Source organism: Arcticibacterium sp. SM2516, from assembly GCF_057914865.1.
The window spans coordinates 2493650-2514711 of sequence record NZ_CP195290.1 but is presented as its reverse complement, the minus strand read 5'-3'; the positions used below and the strand labels follow the sequence as shown (position 1 = coordinate 2514711).

Genomic DNA, 21062 nt, shown 5'->3' with positions numbered 1-21062 from the left:
GCTATAAATCCATCTTAAATCAAATATAAAATGAAAGATTGGAACATATCCCATATGGCTAAAAGTAGAATTACACTTCTGTTGGTATTATTTTTTACGGTAGATCTTGCTTATGGGCAGACAGAGGTTGAAGAGGCAATGGAACAAGCGAATCATGAACTTTGGGGCAAATTTGTAGATAAATACGGGATCATTAATGATTTTGTAGGCGAAATACCCTCAGCTCTTGATTGTAAACTGTCTAGACCCAATGCTTTTGGCTGGTGGACACCCATTGAAAATGGAGCATTTTTTAATGGGCTCTATTTAATAGCGGCTTGTGAAAAGGCCAAGTTGACGGAATCCGAATTGGATAAAGACAAAGCTCGAATTATTGCACAAGGACTTCTAAAGCTGTCATTAGTTTCCGATGTTCCCGGCTTTGTTTCCAGAGGAATAAGTACCGATGGTAAAACTCACTATCCCAACGGATCGAATGACCAAACAATCCCTTGGTTTTATGGTCTTTATCATTATTTGAAAACAGATATTCCTTATCCAAAGGAAAGAGGAATTATTAAGAATAAACTAATTGAAGTAGTCAATGCGGTTAAACTAAATGATTGGGGTTTTCCTAGTGATGGAATGTTTACAGGGGGCTTTCGCGATAATCTCAAAGATTATCGTTTCCTAGAAGCTCCGTGCTATCTCATGCTTTTAAGATGCATGTATGAATTAACTGATGATATAAATTGGCTAAATAGATATAAAATCGCCTTAAGTGAATTGCCAAAAGAAGGCACGAAAACAAGGGCAGAAATTTGCTCAGAGGGAATAGCATCACCGGCTGATTTTGACGTTTGGGGCAACAGGAGAGATTATTTATGGGTGTATGTAATCAAACAAATGTGTTTGGTTGAATTGGCAAGAATTGAAACCGACGAGTCTATTCGATCCTTTTACAATACGGGTATAAATCAAAATAGAGAATTTGTATTGGAGTTTGCAAAGGAGTATTCCAAGTTTGACAATATGGATACCAAATTCTATGGAAATAAAAATTGGAGATTATGTTATTCAGAATGGTATCCCCAATTTACGGTAGAAGATGCCATTACTATTTCGAAGATACGAAATGAGGATAAAATAGGAGAGCGGAAAGCATATGAAAGAACATTTGCCACTACACCTTTGGCTGCCGCCGCAATAATATCTTTGGTAGGAAATCCTGATGACTGTGAACTTTTAGATCGAGTTCTTAGCCATTATGACTATTCAAAATTAAACCTGGGTGAGTTTTTTTTCGCGGAGTTTGCCTATTATTTAAGACAATGCAATTAAGGATATAAATTTCTTTTTGTTGGAATTACAGAAAAAAGCACTCAAAAGTTTAGGGTATTAAACGCCCAAAAACCTTTTAGGAAATTATAAAAAAAAGAATTAAATGAGAAAATATAGTAATGGTACTGCTTTATGTATTAAAGGTTTAATGGTTTTTTTGTTCACCTTTCTTTTTAGTGCTTATGCAATCGGGCAGAGTACAGTGGAAGACGCGATGGAGCAAGCCAACCAAGAACTTTGGCATAAATTCATTGATAAATATGGTATAGTAAACGACTTTGTGGGTGAGAGACCAACGGCATTTGATTGTCGACTTTCCAGACCAAATGGCTTTGGCTGGTGGACACCCATAGAAGATGGAGCATTTTTTACAGGAATGTATTTGATGGCAGCTTGCGAAAGAGCCAAACAGACAAATTCGGATGTGGACAGAGATAAAGCTCGTGTTTTAGCTCAAGGTCTACTTAAATTATCCATGGTTTCAGATGTTCCTGGTTTTATTTCACGAGGCGTAAGTACAGATGGTGTAACGCATTATCCTAATGGTTCAAATGACCAAACTATTCCTTGGTTTTATGGCCTCTATTATTATTTGAAAACAGATATCCCTTCAGATAAAGAAAGAGAAATAATAAAAAGTAAACTTATCGAGGTTGTTCAGGCAGTTAGATTAAATGACTGGGGCTTTCCAAGCGATGGTATGTTTACTGGGATATCGCGTGATAATCTATTAGATAATAGATTTCTGGAAGTACCCTGTTATTTACTGCTACTAAGGTGTATGTATGATCTTACTGAGGATTCGGTTTGGATGAATAGGTATCAAATAGCCTTGAATGAAATTCCTGAAGAAGGTACAAAAACAAGGGCAGAAATTTGTGCAGATGGTATTGGATATGATTCAAAAATGTGGGTAGGCAATAGAACCTATTTATGGATTTATGTAATGAAGCAGGCTGCACTTGTGGAGTTGTCAAAATTAGAAGAAGTTACGGCGGTTAAAGACCAATTTTTGATGGGAATAAAAAAGAATCGAGAGCTAGCTCTTGAGTTCGCCAAGGAATATTCAAATTTCGACAACAATGACACGAAGACCTTTGGAAACACAAATTGGAGGTTATGTTATTCAGACTGGTATCCTCAATTTACTATCAAAGAAGCTATTCATGTGTCTACGCTTAGAAATAATGAGCTTGTAGGTACGCGAAAAGCATACGAGAAACAATACATGACCACACCTTTGGCAGCGGCTTCAATTGTGGCCCTTGCAGGCAACATAAAAGATTACGATTTGATTGATAAAGTGGTCAGCCATTATGATTATACGAAATTATACCTGTCAGAGTTTTTTTATGCTGAGTTCGCATATTATTTAAAGTCAAGTAAATAGGTTTTTAACATTAGCTTTCCTTCTGCTTAAACCTAGCCACTTTATTAAACGAAGTAATAGTAGGTTCAGCTGCTTTGGAATAACGCTTTGTGGCGTATCAGCCTTGCTGAATCATACCATAAAGGCTTGGGCAATCTTGAGAAAAGCAATTTTGTAAAATAGAAATGGTTGAAAATGAAAAATCCTCGGCATTTGCTGGGGATTTTTCTTAAGACAGAAAACCAATTAAGTTAGGCTATTGCCTAGTAGAAAGAGAACATGAGTTTTCTGTTTCCTCAACAACTTTAAACTAGCCTCATACAACAATTCATTCTCGAAGCTATCCAGGTATATATGGGTTATAGCCTCGGTTTTGTTTCCCATCATGTTTGATATGACGGCAGTTGATTGGCCAAGTCGTTTTAGCGTTGTTGCTAAGCTATGGCTTGGAGTGTAAGTTGTAAGCGAAGTTTTGATTCCGGCCTTTTGGGCTAATACTTTAAAGTCTTTGATTATTTGGGTTCCTAACTTTTGTAATCTATTGGCAACAGACTTTGCATGTAGGTTTTTCTTTATCTAATACAGGGCATACGTTGTCGTCTTGTTCTCTATCTTCATTGTACCTCGGGAATATTTCTAGTGCTTGTGGCTTTAGTTGAATATTCAGCATCTATTTTGTTTTACTTCTAGTATAGTTAAGGAAATGCTTGTCATTTATTCTGTAAAGTGGCTCACTTTAAACCGGAATATCTAAAAAAATGCGAAAACCGTCTTGGTTTCTATATACGAGCGATGGACTTAGGTATTTTTTTGCCGATAGAAAAAGTGTTTAAAGCTACGAATTAGCCTTATTTTAGAAATAATTGAAAAATATCAAGAATCAATGTGGGGTTTGTCCAAATAATTGTGCCTTTATTACTGTACAACCCTTGACCAACCAGAAAGATGAAACCAAATACTGAGCGAAAACTATCGCAGCCGAGTTTGATGAGGATATCTAGATATGAGATAGAATTTAATCAGGAGGTTGTACTTAGAAATACCTTTCGGGAGTCTATAAGGGATGGTTTTGAGTTGATGTTTAGATATTACTATGCCGCCTTGTGTAGTAATGCGATTCGAATTGTATATGATCGAGAAGCGGCTGAAGATATTGTTTCTGATGTTTTTGAAGATTTTTGGGAGAAACGCTGTGCAACGGAGATGAAGACTTCCTATAAGTCATATTTATATCAGGCCGTGAGAAATAAGTCATTGAACTATCTAAGTAGGAGCATAGATAAAAAACATCTGATAGTAGAAATAAATGAAGAGGTTTTGAACAAAGGAATTCAGGTAACACCAGAAGACATTATGAACTTCCATGAACTTATACAACATCTAGAAAAGGCAATTGGAAGCCTACCTAAACAGTCTAGAAGAGCCTTTCAGCTCAATAGATTAGACGGGAAAAGGTACGTTGAAATTGCAGAGGAATTGAATATTACGGTTAGTGCAGTAGAAAGATTGATAGGCAGAGCCCTAAAGAAATTAAAAGAAACATTAAGCAATGAGGCCTATTTTGGTATAGTGCTTTTAGCAATAGTTAACTAATAAAGAAATTCATCAAAAGAATGGAAAAGTCGATTTCAAGAAAAATACTTTTTAAATTTTTCGAGGGAAAACATACCAGCTTCGAAGCGGGCATGATTCAGGAATGGTTAAAACTGGATGAGAATAAGGAACTCTACTTTACGTATATGCATGAGTGGGAAGTTCTTAATCCGCAAGTGATTATTGATATGGAGTCTCGATTATCTGGTATTATTAATAAAGTAGAAAAAAATAATGTTCAGGTGAAAGAATCGAATTCCTATGATTACGAAAAATTCGGAACCAGATTTTATGTAAAAGTTGCGGCTACAATTGCAGCTATTCTTCTTGTTGGTGGATATTTAGTATTAAATCAAGTTAAAGATGTTACAGATATCGCAAGCTATAGCACAAACGTTGAAAACGCCAGACTGGTCTCAGGGGAGATTTTTGAAAAACAAAATCTTGGAGTAACACCTCTACTGGTGAATCTACCAGACGGCTCTTCTATATTATTACAACCTAAAACACGAATCAGTTATAATCCTAAAACTTTTGGTGTTGAACGTCGAGAACTCATAATGGAGGGCGAGGCATTTTTTGAGGTTTATAAAGATAAAGAAAGACCATTTATCGTATACGCTAATGATATGATAGCAAAGGTGTTGGGTACGAGTTTTACGATCCGGACTAATGCTAAATCAAATACTGCTGAAGTTTTTGTAAAATCAGGTAAAGTCTCCGTTTTCACCCAAAATGATTTCAATAAATCGGGAAAAATTGAAGGCAGTGAATTACAGGGTATTGTACTTGAACCTTCTCAAAAACTAGAAGTAGGTAGGAATAAACAACATACTCTTAAGCCAGAAAATATTCAAGAAAGTGATTTGTTGGAGGAGATAGAAACCTTGAATTTTAATTTTAATGAGGCAAGGGCAGAAGATGTTTTCAACACATTGGAGAATGCGTATAATGTTGATATCGTATATGATAAAGAAAAGTTGTCTTCTTCAAGGCTTACCGCTCATTTAGGTGATGAGCCTTTGAGGGAAAAACTAAAACTTATTTGTTTAGCCCTAGAGGCCTCTTTTCAGGAAATTGATGATAAGATTTTGATACAGCGTAAAAACTGAATAATACTTTAAACCCTATTTAAATGAACTCGTCCTAAAAAAAGAGCCTTGGGACAAGTAGTTCCAAGACTCAAGGCTTAACTGTAATTGGACTTACAGTTAGGCATATTTAAAGAAAATTGCTCATCCCTTAAACATTTACAAGTTATGCAAAAATCATATCCTAAAACAAGGATACTCATTAATATCATGAGAATTTCAGTAATACAGCTCCTACTGCTCCTGTGCTTCTTAACTGGCTCCATCGCTAGAGAAGGCTTCTCTCAGGATGTATTGGAACAGAAAATATCATTAAAAGTTGATAAAAGTCCTATTAAGCTTATTTTCAGCGAGATAGAGAAGCTTAGCGAAATTAAATTTATTTATAGCCCTGATTTAATAAACGCCAATCAGAAAGTCAGTGTGAATTATTCTAATACGACTGTAGCTGAGGTTCTGAGCGGTGTATTAACAGGTTTAAGACTTAATTACGCCGTTTCTGGGAATCAAATTGTCATTAAAAGAGATAGAGAACAATCCAAGTTAAAAGAAGAAGAAAAGTCGTCTTCTATAAACAGAATCCAAGGTAGAGTATTTGATGAGAATGGAAGCGGTTTTATTGGAGTTACCGTCAGAGTCAAAGGGACAACAATTGGTACTTCTACAGATGGAAGTGGTGATTTTTCTATAGAGGCTAATCCGGGTGATGAACTCGTTTTTAGTTTCGTTGGATACGTAGATTTTACGTTAGTTCTTGACAACTCCACTCAGCTAGAGATAAGGATGAAGACTGATTCGAAAGCTCTAGAAGAGATTGTGGTTATCGGATATGGCACCGTAAAAAAGAGTGATTTGACAGGTTCTTTGGTTTCTATTAAAGAAGACGAAATTCAAAGCCTACCTACGACTAATGTCATTCAGGCTATGAATGGGAGAGCAGCTGGAGTTTATGTGCAGCAAAACTCAGGAGCACCCGGAGCACCAATTAGTGTTAGAATAAGAGGAATTGGATCTATACAAGGAAGTAATGAACCTCTGTATGTTATAGATGGGTTTCCAACAAATGATATTACTATCCTAAATAGTTCAGAGGTGGCAAGTGTAGAGATTCTAAAGGATGCTTCTGCTACCGCCATTTACGGGTCAAGAGGAGCAAACGGGGTAGTCTTAATTACAACGAAACAAGGAAAGTCAGGTAAGGCGAGGGTTTCGTTTAACTCAGGATATAGTATGCAATACCTTAGAAAGAAGCTTGAATTGATGAATGCTGAAGAATATGCTTCTTTTGTCAATGAGACCTTGGCAAATTCAAATGCTAATCCATTCTTCTCTCAAGAACAAATTAATAGGGCAGGAACAGGTTTTGATTGGCAGGATGCCTTGTTTAAAAACGCTGCTATGATTAGAAATTCTCTAAATATAAGTGGTGGCAGTGATGCTACAAGATTTGCAATAGGCTTGAGTGCTCATAATCAGCAAGGTATTATTAAAAGGAGCGATTATAATAGATATTCGTTGGTTTCCAACATTGTGCATGATTTCAATAAGAAATCCAGAGTATCATTATCCACTAAGCTTAGTAGGATAAATACAGACATAAAAAACCCTGTTGGAGGGAATCGGGGAGGAGGAATAATTGGAGGTACACTTTCTGCACCGCCTACCTTAAGTCCATATAATGAAGATGGTACCTATAGAAGACTGCTTACTGCTTACCCTTTCATCTCAAATAGTCTAGCCAATCCAATAAATTCACTAAATGAAGCAACTTCGATTAAAGAGTCGAATTTGATAATTATTAATGCAGATTACACCTATAGTCCTATACCCGAACTTACCTTTAAGATTCTTGGGGGCATAGAAAGTAGAGGCGATCTTCAAACTCAGCATGTAACAAACAATATTTTAAGTGGAAATAGCTCCGCCAACATAGGCTCTGTAAATTATACGAGTTTACTTAACGAGAATACAGTAAGTTATAATAAGACTTTTAATGATAAACATTCTTTGTCATCTGTTTTAGGATTCACTTATCAAGATTTTACCACAGTAGGTCATAGTGGTGGTGGTACTGGATATATTAGTGATGTAGTAGAAGCGTTTGATATTGGAGCCGCTTTAAATCCCAATATTCCAAGCAGTTCTTATAGAAAGTCAGAACTGCTATCTGGATTGGGTCGTGTAAATTATTCGTTCGATAATAAATATCTCTTTACTGCTAGTATGAGAGCAGATGGTGCATCTCAGTTTAGTAAAGGAAATAAATGGGGATATTTCCCATCTGCAGCATTTGCTTGGCGAATTTCTAATGAGGACTTCTTTTTCGAGAATTCTCTTATTTCTAACATGAAATTAAGAACTTCATGGGGGAGAGTAGGTAGCCAGGCTATCGCTGCATATACAACATTAAATTTACTCTATTCTGGGAATGTTGTTCTTGGTGACGGACTTCAGGTCAGCTATGCTCCAGGAACACGTTTACCGCAAAACCTAAAATGGGAAACCTCCGAAACGAAAAACATTGGTTTTGATTTAGGCTTTTTGAACAATAGATATAATATGTCTATTGACTATTATATAAAGGACACCAAGGATTTACTTAATACTGTAGGTCTGCCATCCTCTATGGGATATAATACGGCCATCCGAAATATTGGAGGTCTACAAAATAAGGGGATAGAAGTTGCCTTAGATGCCAAATTACTGACTAAGAAAGATTTCTTATGGGATGTTAATTTAAACTTTTCGTCTAATCGAAATAAGATTACGAAGCTTGTCAACGGTAGAGATATTTTTGGTGGAAGTATTAATGTAAACCTGGTACAAGATGACCTGAATGTACTTAAAGAGGGCCAGCCGGTTGGTCGTTTCTGGGGGTACTTAGAAGACGGGTATGACGACAAGGGAAGTATAAAATTCAAAGACTTGGACGGGGATGGTATCATTAGCTCTAATGATAAAACATTTATCGGTGATCCTAATCCAGATTTCATTTACGGCCTCCAGTCAAATATGTCCTTTAAAGGAATTGAGTTTTCTTTTTTCTTTCAAGGAACTCAAGGGAACGACATATTTAATGTCAACGCTATAAATAATACACTTGATTATGGTATAGGACTGAATATGCCAAGAGCTGTATATCTTGATCATTGGACGCCAACCAACACGGACGCCAAATATCCGATACCACGTCTTAGTACCAATGTTAAAGCATCAGATAGGTTTGTTGAAGATGGTTCATATCTAAGATTAAAGAATATCGAATTGGCGTATAAACTGGAGATGCCTAAATCAAGTCAGAATAGTTTACGTTTTTATATGAGTGCCCAAAACTTGCTTACCCTGACCCGTTATTCTTGGTGGGATCCAGAAGTGAACTCTCTAGGTGGAAATACCTCTGTAAATCAAGGGATAGATTATTATACCTATCCAACAGCGAAGTCAATCACTTTTGGTGTACAGGCCCATTTTTAAAACTCAAAATGAATTTTACAATGAAAAATAGTCTATATAAGAATACTAGCCAAACTCAAAAGCTTTTGAATTGGTCAAAAGGTAAAGTCACAGGAACAGGTCTAATTGCTCTTGTAGCGATATCCCTAATTTCGTGCGAAAAGATTCTTGAAGAAGGTCCAAAGTTGGTAGCCGAGGAAAGCTTTTATAATACTTCTTTGGAAGTTGGAACAGCGGTTAATGCCATTTATGAACCCTTACGCCAATTACCAGATGCGGGTATTGTGGGAATTAACAGTGCTTTGGATGAAATGTGCTATGGTCGTGGTAGCTGGGCCTGGTTAAATCAATATGATGGTTTAAACAGTACCTGGGTTACGCGAACTTCAAACATGTGGGGGCCATTTTATTTGGCGATACGAAACGCCAACCTAGTGATTCGAAATGTGCCTTTGAGCTCTATGTTAAATCAAAATGAAAAGGATAGTTTTATCGGGGAGGCTAAGTTTCTAAGGGCGTTTGCCTATTTCAACTTAGTTAAAAATTGGGGTTCCGTACCTATTCGTACGGAAGAGAATTTTGACATCATAGATGTACCTAAAAGTTCGGTAGATGAAATTTATCAGCTTATTCTTAGAGATTTGGCCGAAGCAGAAGTAAAATTACCCAATGAAGAAAGGCTTAGAGGTGCACCATCTAAGTGGGCTGCCAAAACATTACTTTCCGATGTTTATTTGAATAATGGTAAATATGCTGAATCTCGTGATAAGGCGTATGAGGTAATTAGCTCAGGAAAATATGCATTGTTGACGGTTAAAAAGGTTGAAGATTTTCAGAATCTTTTTGGCTCAAATACTGTCAAAAATTCAGAAGAAATTTTCTACTCTTTATATTCTCATGACAATGGTTTAGGAAATATCTGGCCTGGTTTACTGAATCATCCTAGAACCGGCCTTTATGGCAACTCTGGAGTCTATGGTGTTCATGGAAATTCAGAGAATCCAGCTTTTAAAAACTGGGATGATAAAGATCTGAGAAAAGGGTTATGGTATCCGCAAGAATTTGGAGTATCTCCCACCACATTACTTTCCATGAAATTTATAGATACTGAAAGTCCTGGTCTGGCTGGTGGCGGCAACCCAGTAACTTGGTATCGATATGCAGATGTTTTATTAATCTATGCTGAGGCTGAAGGTAGGGTAAATGGAGTTACCAAAGAGGCGATAGAAGCATTAAATAAAGTGCATAGGAGAGCATATGGTTTAGAGCCACAAAAGCCATCTTCAATAGACTTTGGAACAGGAGACTACGATTCGGACAGCTTCTTGGAATTAATTCTTAAGGAAAGAGGATACGAATTTCAATTGGAGGGTAAAAGATGGCCAGATTTGAAACGAACAGGAAAAGCCTCAGAAATAATCAAGGAGGTTTGGGGTATTGAACTATCAGAGAAAAATTATTTATGGCCTATTCCCATCAATGAATTCAACTTTAATCAGGCTCTTGATGGCGTTAAAGACCAGAATCCAGGTTATTAAATTGGAGTAATTAAACCGTTTTGCTGTCTTATTAGGGTCGCTTGATGTGATCATTAAATACCTATGGAAATGAAAGAAAATATAAGCCGGCGAGATGCTCTTAAAATATCTGGTATGATGTCATTATCATATTTGGTAGACAGCCCCTTAAATGCGAAGGAAGTAGATAGTAAAAATATTGAGAGCTTATCTTCTAAAAGGCTAAAAGTTGGGATTATTGGGTTTGGAATAAGAGGAGAGCAGCTTATGAGAGCCGCTGGTTTTCCGACTGCTGAATGGGTTGAAAATAACAAAGGAAACACAAGCTATGAGGAATATGCGAATCAAGAAAGCCTGAATATTGAAATAACAGGTATTTGTGACCTCTATGATTTTAGAGCCAAGAAAGCGTTAGAAGCCGGCGGAAAAACAGCCCGATTATACAGAAGTTATAAAGAACTGTTGGCGTCAAAGGAGATAGATGCTGTAATTATTGCGACACCAGATCATATGCATGCTCCTATAGTGATAGAGGCTGTAAGGCAAGGAAAGCATGTTTATGTAGAAAAATGCTTTACTCATAAGTATGAGGAAGTAAATGAAGTATATAAAGCTGTAAAAAAGAGTAATGTTACTTTTCAGTTAGGCCATCAGCTACGTCAAAAGGATACCTACCATCACGCTAAAGATATTTTGTATCTCGATGTTTTGGGAAAGATAACATTAATTCAGTCAAGTACCAATAGGAATTCAAGACAAGGTGCTTGGGTGTACGACATTCCGAAAGATGCGAGTGAAATTAATATTGATTGGGCTCAATTTGATTCTACAAGAGCATTTGACGCTGACCGATTTTTTAGATGGCGAAAATACTGGGATTATGGAACAGGGCTGGCTGGCGATTTATTTACGCATGAATTTGATTCGATAAATTCTATAATGAATCTAGGAATACCGCATTCAGCGATGGCTTCAGGTGGCATTTATTTTTACAAAGATGGTCGTGAAGTTCCGGATGTTTTTCAGGTTAGTTTTGAATACCCTGATAAGAACATGACACTTCTGTATAGTGCCACATTGGCGAATGACGCCACTAGAGAAAGTATGATAATGGGTTCTGATGCTACTATGTATTTGGGAAATACGATTAAGGTATTTCCAAATCCTAGCTCCACAAAATATGCTCAAAAACTATCTTCTGGAATTATGAAGAAGAATGAAGCCTTTTTTGAATATCCTTCTAAAGCAGAAGAAGTTCCCGAAGCTGTCGATGCCATTAGTGGAGCGACTACTGAGTATTTCAAGCAAAAGGGTATGATGAGTACATACAAAAATGGAATCAAAATAGATCCAACCCATCTCCATATCATGGAATGGTTGCTATGTATTAGAAATGGTTGGGAGACAAGCTGTAATATAGAAAGTGCCTATCAAGAAGCAATAACTGCTCACATGGCAACTTTATCTTATAAAAATGGTAAAAAAGTAGTGTGGGATAATTTAGAAAAGAAATTGAATTGGTAATTAAAACCCTTAAAATAAAAGAATTAATACAATGGAAAATAGTAGAAGAAAGTTCATAAAGAAATCGGCTGTTGGCATTTGGGGAGCTACTTTGATTCCTCATTTACCAATTATGGGTGCGGAAAATAAAATATTGTATTCTAATGGTCTTCCAGCCAGTATGTATCATGAAAAAGCTAAGGATGTTCCCATTGTAGAAGAAGTAGATGTAATTGTTTGTGGAGCTGGACCTGCTGGATTTGCAGCAGCACTTGCAGCAGCAAGAACGGGTGCCAAAGTCAGGTTAATAGAAGTTCATGGTTGTTTAGGGGGCGTTTGGACCGCAGGTATGTTGGCCTGGATTTTTGATTTTGAAAAGCCTGGCATTACCTATGAGATAATGAAAGAATTAGAACAAAGAGGTGCTAAAAGAGGTACCAACGTTAAGAACTTTGTTTATGAAATTGAAGAAATGAAATTACTTCTTGAAGAGAAATGTATTGAAGCGGGGGTTAAGTTTCAATTACATACAAGGGTTGTAGCGGCATATACCAATGATAAAAAACAATTAACCACTATAATAACGGAATCTAAGTCAGGTCGTCAAGCGTGGGTTGCAAAAGCCTTTATTGATGCAACAGGCGATGGAGATTTGGGAGCCTTAGCCGGAAACGGTTGGGATTATGGATATAAAGAAACTGGAGAGACTCAACCAATGACCTATATGTCTCTCATCACTATAGATAAGCCAGAAAGATTAAGTGATTTTATCTCTTTTTATAATGGGGATAAGGAGCATCGGGAAAAAACAAACGCATTTAAAGAAGAACTACATCGTGCAGGAATAGATACTTCCTACGGTCATCCCACTTTATTTCAAGTTAAAGATAACCTCATTGCATTAATGATTAATCACGAATATGGCGTTGACCCTTTTGATGCAGACCAAATGACGGCCGCTACTGTGAGGGGAAGAGCAGAGGTAAATAAAGTAGTTAAAACTTTAAGAAAATTTGGAGGCAAATGGGAGAGTGTTCAGTTAGTTGCGTCGTGCGAACAGATTGGAGTTAGGGAGGGTAGAAGACTTCATGGTATTTATACAGTCACAGATTCAGACTTAATTATGGGAGTACGACATGAAGATGCCATTGCGAGAGTTACTTTCGGAATAGATATCCATGCTGCCACAAAGAGTAAGAACGATGAAAGTGCTCTCAGTAATACTACCAAAGAAGGGCTGAGAGCAAAACCATATGATATTCCAATTCGAGCTCTCATTGCCAAGGATGTTGATGGTTTGTTAATGGCCGGACGGTGCATTAGTGGTGATTTTGTGGCTCATGCCAGTTATCGCGTAACGGGTAATGCTGTAGCAATGGGGCAAGCGGCTGGCGTTTTAGGAGCTTTGAGTGCTTTGAATAATATACCGGCACACAAAGTAAAATGGGCTAAAATAGAGGAATCTCTTGAAGCCAGTTACAGTTTTTCTAAAACAATGTTTGATTAAAGTATTGCAAACTAGCCAGTTTATATTTTTAATTAATGATGAGGGAGCTGACCAATATTTAGACTTTCAATTGTAAAATATGGTTAGGGTAGTTTGATAATTTAATTGGCTCATCTGAATTACTGTAACTTGGATATTATAGATTTTGATTTTTTCATACGGATAGAAAAATGGTTGATTTATACTTAAAATTGATTCAGGAATTTAATTGAAAATGTAAATAATGTATAAAGGTTACCGAGTTGACAAAATAAAGGTTTCTAGAACGCAATTACTGCTTCAGAAACTTTCAAGAAAACCCTAGATTATTTAGTAACTTAAAGGCTCTTATAGCTTATGGATAAAAGTTGGAAAAATGAAAAATCCCCGCATTTGCTGGGGATTTTTCTTAAGACAGAAAACCAATTAAGTTAGGCTATTGCCTAGTAGAAAGAGAACATGAGTTTTCTGTTTCCTCAACAACTTTAAACTAGCCTCATACAACAATTCATTCTCGAAGCTATCCAGGTATATATGGGTTATAGCCTCGGTTTTGTGTTAAGCGGAATTACTTGTTAGATGGAAGAAGAGCTCGTGTTTTTAATATTATAGATAATTGAAAAAGCAACTGAAATTGGTGTTAGTTACCGGGAATTACCAGTAATAAGAGTTCTATTTCACTTAGAGGAGGAGATAGGTTCGCATAGGATACAAAGATGTGATATTGGGGAATTCATTGCTTATTCATCTAAGAATTGGTGCATAACTGGAGTTTGACTGTTCAGCAATTAGCTATAAACAACTTTGGTGAGCGAAGGACATAGGACTTGACCAGCAGCCAGCCATGGCTAGCCACAGCTGGCTGAGACACTAGACAGAATTTAGTTTATACTCCCTTATTATTCTAAAATAGACGAACGCTTTTTATAGGGATATTGTACATTCCCAAGTCAATCATATTTGTTTAATACTTTTAGGTTTGTCCAGTTCTTTTAATAATAAACTGGACAATCACCTTTAACTGATGTTGTCTTTAAATGAAGCCAAATTGCTGATTATATATGCTTTATGATGTTTTGTTTTCCTTAAAGTGATGTGTTAACCTACTTGGGTTTTAGTGAAGGGGTGAATTAAAAGAAGCGGGGTACAAAATGTGGTTTGAGCTGCGGAGGTTTAGGGTCTATTCATGAATAGTGATCATGCTTGTAGCGTAGTTTGATTTTGAGTGGCAAAAGGAGAAATGTTTATCGTCTATGCTTATGATAAACTTACCAATAGTTCTAAATTATCTAGAGATGATTTAAAATATATGATTACTTAGACCCTTGATTGAAGATCCTAAGTAAATATGCTGCTTTATATGAAATTTAAGGACCATTATAAAGGGATTTTAAAGGTCTGTAGGGGGGCTTATAATGTTATTCCGGAGGGTGACAGCATTGGACTAAGAAGAAATTTTAAATACATAATTCTTCTATCAAGAGTATTAAGGAAATTTTACTGTTATCTATTACAAGTGGAAAGGAAAATCGAAATATAAATTCATTCTTATATTTGTTGACTGTTTCTCGCTTTCAAATCCGGTCTAAAAGGTGTCTATTTTTTGCTGGTCATGGTAAGTATTTGTAAACTATTGTAGGTTGTCGCACAAAAGATTATAATAATAGTACATCTGTAAGGATTTTATTTTAATAAAATACAGGCACTTCACAAAGTGTAGTGTCCCAAACTGAAAATTTTAATGATTCAAGTTGTTCATAGAGCTCTTAATATTATAGAATATATTGCCGCTAGTGGCAGGAAGGATGTTCCTTTGGCAGAGATTGCCAACCATCTAAAATTAAATCATGGTACTTGTGCTAATATCATAAAGACTCTGGTTATTCGCGACTATTTGGAGAAAAACCCCAAAAAGGGGTATGGGTTGGGAGGCATGTTGTATTCTTTAACTGGAGATAATTCTTATAGTATAGATTTAATAAACGCTTCTCGCGATTTGTTGTCAGAATTGATGATATCTATCAATGAAAATTGTATGATCGGTATTTTGAGAGGCGATATGAGAGTAAGTCTTCACGATGTGTACGCAGAACAAGAATTGCATGTCATAAATAAGCGTGAGAAAAAGGCCTTTGAAACTGCTTCAGGCAGGGTTTTGTTAGCCCACTTGACTGAAAAGAAAATTAATGATTTTATTCAAACTTATGGATTGCCAGCTGCGGAAGTTTGGCAGGGTGTGCAAACGGAATCCGACTTTAAGGAGGCTTTGATAGATATTAAAAAAACGGGATATGCCATGCAATTGGCTCGTTCTGGAATTTTGGGGGTTGCGATGCCTATAGAACAGAATGGTGAAGTTGTAGCTGGGCTGGGAGTGTTCTTGCCAAAGTTTAGATTTGATGAGTCTACTAGCGGAAATATTTTGTTAGAAATGCGGAAAACGGCTAAACAAATTGGTCAGGCGTTACCATAGAGTTTTAAAAGTCTACCAAGAGTTCTCGGCCACGCTATATGTCCGGTATATACCGAATACTTTCTTTTTGGGATGCGATGATAGCTAAAAATAAAAGGGTGATATCTCTGGAGATAGCCTAGTGTTTGATGCGAATTGAATTTCTATTCACCAGAATTTTGATATTGCTAATAAGTTTTTTCAAGAGGTTATTTGAACGACCCTGCTCAGGCATTCTCCTATTACACAATTTCATTTTTTAAGAATACAGCAAAAGACTATAGGTAAGATTGTTTTTATACTTTTTGAAACTCCTATTAAATATAACTTTCTCTTTAAGGAACTACTAGGTGTTTGGATGTTAGTAGGTTTAATTAAAACAGAGCTGATGCCTATTCTATAGATCAAGTGCCCTTTCTCTGTACTTCGCATTAAGTCCCGCAAAGATTTTTTTTTATTAATCATGCAGTTTATGGGAAACCTTACTCCTTGTATCTGAACAAGGTTAGTAGAGGATGCGTTTTGGCGAATCTATTACTAACTGCCTTTGGTTATCGGATAGATACTTTGTGACTTTAAAACTTGAAACTTTACCAGTTTTTCCCATCCTTAAATAATTAAAACAGTTTAATCATTATCGGAAAGTCTACTTTTCTAAAGGTTCTGGTGAAAGTTAATATTTAGGCTAAATAGAATTGTTCGAATTTAGTTCTGGATTATTTTTTGTGAAATTCTTCCAAAAAGGTTTTGTAATTGTCAAAAGGCTATATATTTTTGTATATAAAATGTTATTCAATAATATAAAACAAATTTTAACCCTCTTGAAATGATGAAAACTTATAACCTTAAAAAGCAACTCTTATTGGTGCCGCTTTTGTTCTGGGCGAATGTTCTTCTTGCCCAAACAACTATTACTGGGAGAATTACCGATTTAGAGACTGGAATGGCTTTGCCAGGAGCATCTGTAGTCGCGGGCAACATTGGCAGCATGACCAACGGAGAAGGCCAGTACAGTATTAAAGTGGAGTCTCAGAATACTAAACTTACCATCTCTTTCTTAGGATACATTAGTCAAAGTATAACCATTGGCGGACGTTCTGAAGTTAATGTGGAATTAGAAGCAAATACATCACTTTTGGACGAGGTAGTAGTAGTTGGCTATGGAACGGTCAAGAAGAGTGACCTTACAGGATCGGTATCTTCAATTAAGAATGAAGAAATAACTGCTTATCCTACGGCTAATGTTGTCCAAGCTTTAGCTGGAAGGGCTGCTGGCGTACAAGTGAATCAGAATACAGGAGCCCCGGGTGGTTCTATAAGTGTTCGAATTCGTGGGACTAATTCCGTTCAGGGTAGTAACGAGCCGCTATATGTGATCGATGGGTTTCCTTTTTCTGGTAGCCCTACCTTGTTAAATAGTAGTGATATAGAAAGTGTTGAAGTTTTGAAAGATGCTTCAGCCACGGCAATATATGGTTCACGTGGAGCCAATGGAGTAGTTTTGATTACGACAAAACAGGGTAAATCGGGAAAAACAAAAGTAGATTTTTCTGCTACCGTTGGAGTACAAACTTTACGAAAAAAAATGGACTTGATGAATGCTTCGGAGTACGCAGCTTTTTATAATGAAGTTGCAAAGAATGTCGGTTGGGATATTCCATTTACCCAAGAAGAGATATCTTCATTTGGTGAAGGTCAAGATTGGCAGGATTTTGTTTTTAAAAACGCTATGGTCTCCAACACTAATCTGACGGTAAGTGGGGGTAATGAAAAAACTAGGTTTTCAGTTTCGGGTAGTTTGTATGATCAGCAAGGAATTATTAAAAATAGTGGTTACGATAGATATAGTTTAAGGTCAAGTCTTAAGCATAGTATTAATAAGAAAGTTGAAATAAGTAGTAATGTCACTCTTAGTAAAACTATATCCGAAAATCAAAATAGTGGTGGTGGAGATAGAGGGAATTCTTTAATTGCAGCCACTGTGTCTGCCTTTCCTACTATTGCACCTTATAAAGAAGATGGCTCTATAATGGATTTGACTACAGTATATCCTTTTGCTACTCAGATTGTTAATCCAGCATACTATTTTGATGAAACTACCCAATCGGTACTGTCAAATAGAGTGTTGATCAATACTGCTTTGATATATAAGCCTATACCTGAACTGACTTTAAAGATAATGGGAGGTATAGAAAATACTGATAGCAGATTAGATTCTTATGTTACAACTAGATATTTAAATTCTCAAGGAAGTGCAGTAGTAAATACAGATCAGTTTACTAGTTTGTTAAATGAGAATACGCTTACATATTCTAAGTCTTCTGGTTTACATGACTTTTCTGCATTGGCAGGTTTTACTTTTCAAGATTTTAAATCTACGGGATTAGATGCCTCAGGAAGTGGTTTTTTAAGTGACGTTATTGAAACATATGATTTAAGGTCCGCTAGTTTTCCGGGTATAGCCACGTCTTCATATGCATATTCCGCTTTACTTTCGTCGTTGGGGCGAGTAAATTACATATATGATGATACTTATCTCTTTACTCTAAGTTTTAGAGCAGATGGTTCGTCAAAGTATAGTAAGGGTAATAAATGGGGGTATTTTCCTTCAGCTGCTTTAGCATGGAGAATATCAAACGAAAAATTCATGGAAGATGTTAGTTTTATTTCAAATTTGAAATTAAGGACTGGTTGGGGATTGACTGGTAGTCAGGCTATTAGTTCATATGCTACGTTGAATAATTTGATTTCTGGTAAAGCTGTCTTTGGAGATGCGTTATTTACAACTTTTGCCCCAGGGACAAGATTGCCAGGTGATTTGAAATGGGAAACTACTGAACAAGCTGATATAGGGTTGGATTTAGGTGTTCTTAATAATAAAGTTCAGTTTTCATTAGATTATTACCACAAAAAGACGACAGATTTACTTAATGCTGTGCCGTTACGCTCATCTTCTGGATATACAAATACTATTAAAAACATAGGCGAAATAGTTAACAAAGGGTTTGAGCTAGAATTAGGAGGAACTATTGTAGACAAGGAGCTTAAATGGGAGTTAAATGGAAATATAGCCTTTAATAGAAACGAAGTTAAAAAATTATATGGAGGGGATGATATACTAGGTACGGCCTATAATGTTACCCTAATTAATGAAGCTATTAATATTTTAAGGGAAGGTCAGCCTTTTGGTTCTTTTTACGGATATAAAGAAACGGGATATGATGATAACGGTAGTCCAACATATTTGGATGTTAACGGAGATGGGATAATTAATCAAAGTGATAAACAAATAATAGGTAATCCTAATCCAGACTTTATCTACGGTCTTAATTCAATAACGTCTTATAAAGGGTTGTCATTGACGCTTTTTGTTCAAGGAAGTCAAGGTAATGATATTTTTAATTTAAGCTCTGTAAATAATACACTGGATGTTGGTTTTGGTGTAAATATGCCCGCTGAAGTTTACTACGATCATTGGACTCCTGAGAATACTACGGCCAAATACCCGGCTTTAACTACTTCAAAATCGGTACGGGTTTCAGACCGTTTTGTAGAAAATGGTTCTTATGTAAGATTGAAAAATATTCAATTGGCTTATAATCTCCCAAATATTAAGATTGGTTCTTCCGAGCTGAGTGGTGCTCAAATTTTTGTGAATGCTCAGAACCTTTTAACATTTACTAAGTACTCTTGGTGGGATCCTGAGGTAAACTCGAAAGGAGGGTCAAATTCTATAAACCAAGGAATTGATCATCAGACCTATCCTAATTCAAAAACTTTCAATTTAGGCCTTCGTGCCAGCTTTTAAATAAAAATAAGAATGAAAAAAATATTAATATATTCCGCGTTTTTTTTCCTGGTCTCTTGTCAAGACATATTGACCGAGGCTCCTAAAGCTATAGTTCAAGAAAGCTTCTATCAAACAGATGAAGAAATTCAAACTGCGTTAAATTCGATTTATCAAGCAATAAAAGTGTATAATTGTTTTGGCTTTTTATATCCTAGTCAGCTAGAAGCATATACAGACTTTACCCATGGGAGAGGAAGTTATTCTGTTTTAAGCGATTTTCAAGGTCTCGATAATACTAATATTTCTAGAGTTAGTTTGATATGGAATAACTTATATCAAGGTATAAGAAATGCAAATTTAGTTATTGCGAATGTGCCTAATTCAACGTTACTAAGTGATGAAATGAAAAGTCAATATGTAGCAGAAGCTAGGTTTATGCGGGCGTTTATATATTTTCATATTGTAAGGGATTGGGGGAAGGCAGTTATTAGCACGGAATTAAATATTAGCGAACAAAACGTGCCTTTAAGTTCTGCTTCAGAAGTTTACAACTTTATAAGTGAAGATTTGCTCTATGCTGAAAAGTATCTTCCTGAAAACGTTCAAATTAGTGGTAAACCATCTAAGTGGGCCGCTAAGACTGTTTTAGCTGATGTTTATTTTTATCAGAAGGACTATCCCAATGCTCTTTTAAAGTCTAAAGAGGTAATTGAATCTAATACCTATTCTTTAGTAGAGGTTGCATCAGTAACCGACTTCCAAAAACTATATGGTCCTGATGTGATTACTACACCAGAAGAGATTTTTTATCTAAAGTATTCTAGAACTACCGATTATGGATGGTCATACGTGGTTTTTCTACATCACCCTTCAGACCCATATTTAAACGGCCAAGGGCTATATGCTTTATATATGGATAAAGAAGAATACTCTGTTTTTAACGAATGGGATGATGACGATTTAAGAAAACAAAATTGGTATCCGTGGAATATAGGATTAGGAGCCAATACTATGCTAACGCTTAAGTTTAATGACCCTGAAGTAGTATCAAGTGCAGGTAATGATTATCCATTCTATCGATATGCCGATTTACTTCTTCTTTATGCGGAGGCTGAAGCTCAAGTTAATAATGGGCCGACGGCGGAAGCCGTGGAAAAGTTAAATATGGTACATCGAAGAGCATATGGAGTGAGTTCATTACAGCCTTCAGCTTTTGATTTTGACTTAAATGAATTTTCTAATTTGGAAGGATTCTTAGACGAAGTTCTACAGGAGCGAGGTTATGAGACCTTTCTTGAAGGTGGGAAGCGTTGGCACGACTTAAAACGTTCTGGTAAAGTTAATGATATTATAAAGAAAGGTACAGGTAATGATGTATTAGAAAGGCACCTGTTATGGCCAATTCCAGAAACAGAGATGAACATAAACGAGGGTATCAATCCCGAAAGCGATCAAAACCCTGGATATTGAAAGAGTATTTATTTGGCT

11 protein-coding genes are annotated in these 21062 nt (G+C 36.3%); all 11 read left to right on the top strand.

Annotated features, from left to right (window positions below):
• Positions 1-30 precede the first annotated feature (30 nt).
• The 11 genes from ACSBFT_RS10405 to ACSBFT_RS10355 all read left to right on the top strand — a co-directional run bounded on the left by ACSBFT_RS10405 (position 31) and on the right by ACSBFT_RS10355 (position 21044).
• Positions 31-1320 carry a hypothetical protein gene (locus ACSBFT_RS10405; protein WP_489604559.1) on the top strand — a complete coding sequence of 430 codons (1290 nt, stop codon included), beginning with the start codon at positions 31-33 and terminating at the stop codon, positions 1318-1320.
• Positions 1321-1423: 103 nt separating this feature from the next.
• Positions 1424-2710 (top strand): hypothetical protein, encoded by a 1287-nt coding sequence (locus tag ACSBFT_RS10400; RefSeq protein ID WP_489604558.1) that lies wholly within the window; start codon positions 1424-1426, stop codon positions 2708-2710.
• A gap of 924 nt (positions 2711-3634) precedes the next feature.
• Positions 3635-4282, top strand: a complete 648-nt coding sequence (locus tag ACSBFT_RS10395) for an RNA polymerase sigma-70 factor (RefSeq protein WP_489604557.1) — start codon at positions 3635-3637, stop codon at positions 4280-4282.
• A gap of 20 nt (positions 4283-4302) precedes the next feature.
• Positions 4303-5394 carry a FecR family protein gene (locus ACSBFT_RS10390; RefSeq protein WP_489604556.1) on the top strand — a complete coding sequence of 364 codons (1092 nt, stop codon included), beginning with the start codon at positions 4303-4305 and terminating at the stop codon, positions 5392-5394.
• Positions 5395-5583: 189 nt separating this feature from the next.
• Positions 5584-8847, top strand: a complete 3264-nt coding sequence (locus tag ACSBFT_RS10385; RefSeq protein WP_489604555.1) for a TonB-dependent receptor — start codon at positions 5584-5586, stop codon at positions 8845-8847.
• A 20-nt stretch (positions 8848-8867) separates the two neighbouring features.
• Positions 8868-10364: a RagB/SusD family nutrient uptake outer membrane protein gene (locus ACSBFT_RS10380; protein ID WP_489604554.1), complete on the top strand. Its 1497-nt coding sequence runs from the start codon at positions 8868-8870 to the stop codon at positions 10362-10364.
• A gap of 69 nt (positions 10365-10433) precedes the next feature.
• Positions 10434-11867: a Gfo/Idh/MocA family oxidoreductase gene (locus ACSBFT_RS10375; RefSeq protein ID WP_489604553.1), complete on the top strand. Its 1434-nt coding sequence runs from the start codon at positions 10434-10436 to the stop codon at positions 11865-11867.
• A 31-nt stretch (positions 11868-11898) separates the two neighbouring features.
• Positions 11899-13353, top strand: a complete 1455-nt coding sequence (locus tag ACSBFT_RS10370; protein ID WP_489604552.1) for an FAD-dependent oxidoreductase — start codon at positions 11899-11901, stop codon at positions 13351-13353.
• Between the two features lie 1720 nt (positions 13354-15073).
• On the top strand, positions 15074-15805 hold the full coding sequence (locus ACSBFT_RS10365) for an IclR family transcriptional regulator (protein ID WP_489604551.1): 732 nt from the start codon (positions 15074-15076) through the stop codon (positions 15803-15805).
• Positions 15806-16610: 805 nt separating this feature from the next.
• Entirely contained in the window at positions 16611-19592 is a 2982-nt protein-coding gene (locus ACSBFT_RS10360) for a SusC/RagA family TonB-linked outer membrane protein (protein WP_489604550.1), read from the top strand.
• Between the two features lie 12 nt (positions 19593-19604).
• Positions 19605-21044 (top strand): RagB/SusD family nutrient uptake outer membrane protein, encoded by a 1440-nt coding sequence (locus tag ACSBFT_RS10355; protein ID WP_489604549.1) that lies wholly within the window; start codon positions 19605-19607, stop codon positions 21042-21044.
• Positions 21045-21062: the final 18 nt, after the last annotated feature.

Excerpts from the sequence above, each read along its gene's own strand:
- ACSBFT_RS10390 (WP_489604556.1), top strand. The coding sequence starts at position 4,303 with ATGGAAAAGTCGATTTCAAGAAAAATACTTTTTAAATTTTTCGAGGGA.
- ACSBFT_RS10385 (WP_489604555.1), top strand. The coding sequence starts at position 5,584 with ATGAGAATTTCAGTAATACAGCTCCTACTGCTCCTGTGCTTCTTAACT.
- ACSBFT_RS10375 (WP_489604553.1), top strand. The coding sequence starts at position 10,434 with ATGAAAGAAAATATAAGCCGGCGAGATGCTCTTAAAATATCTGGTATG.
- ACSBFT_RS10355 (WP_489604549.1), top strand. The coding sequence starts at position 19,605 with ATGAAAAAAATATTAATATATTCCGCGTTTTTTTTCCTGGTCTCTTGT.
- ACSBFT_RS10405 (WP_489604559.1), top strand. The coding sequence starts at position 31 with ATGAAAGATTGGAACATATCCCATATGGCTAAAAGTAGAATTACACTT.
- ACSBFT_RS10395 (WP_489604557.1), top strand. The coding sequence starts at position 3,635 with ATGAAACCAAATACTGAGCGAAAACTATCGCAGCCGAGTTTGATGAGG.
- ACSBFT_RS10360 (WP_489604550.1), top strand. The coding sequence starts at position 16,611 with ATGATGAAAACTTATAACCTTAAAAAGCAACTCTTATTGGTGCCGCTT.
- ACSBFT_RS10365 (WP_489604551.1), top strand. The coding sequence starts at position 15,074 with ATGATTCAAGTTGTTCATAGAGCTCTTAATATTATAGAATATATTGCC.
- ACSBFT_RS10380 (WP_489604554.1), top strand. The coding sequence starts at position 8,868 with ATGAAAAATAGTCTATATAAGAATACTAGCCAAACTCAAAAGCTTTTG.
- ACSBFT_RS10400 (WP_489604558.1), top strand. The coding sequence starts at position 1,424 with ATGAGAAAATATAGTAATGGTACTGCTTTATGTATTAAAGGTTTAATG.
- ACSBFT_RS10370 (WP_489604552.1), top strand. The coding sequence starts at position 11,899 with ATGGAAAATAGTAGAAGAAAGTTCATAAAGAAATCGGCTGTTGGCATT.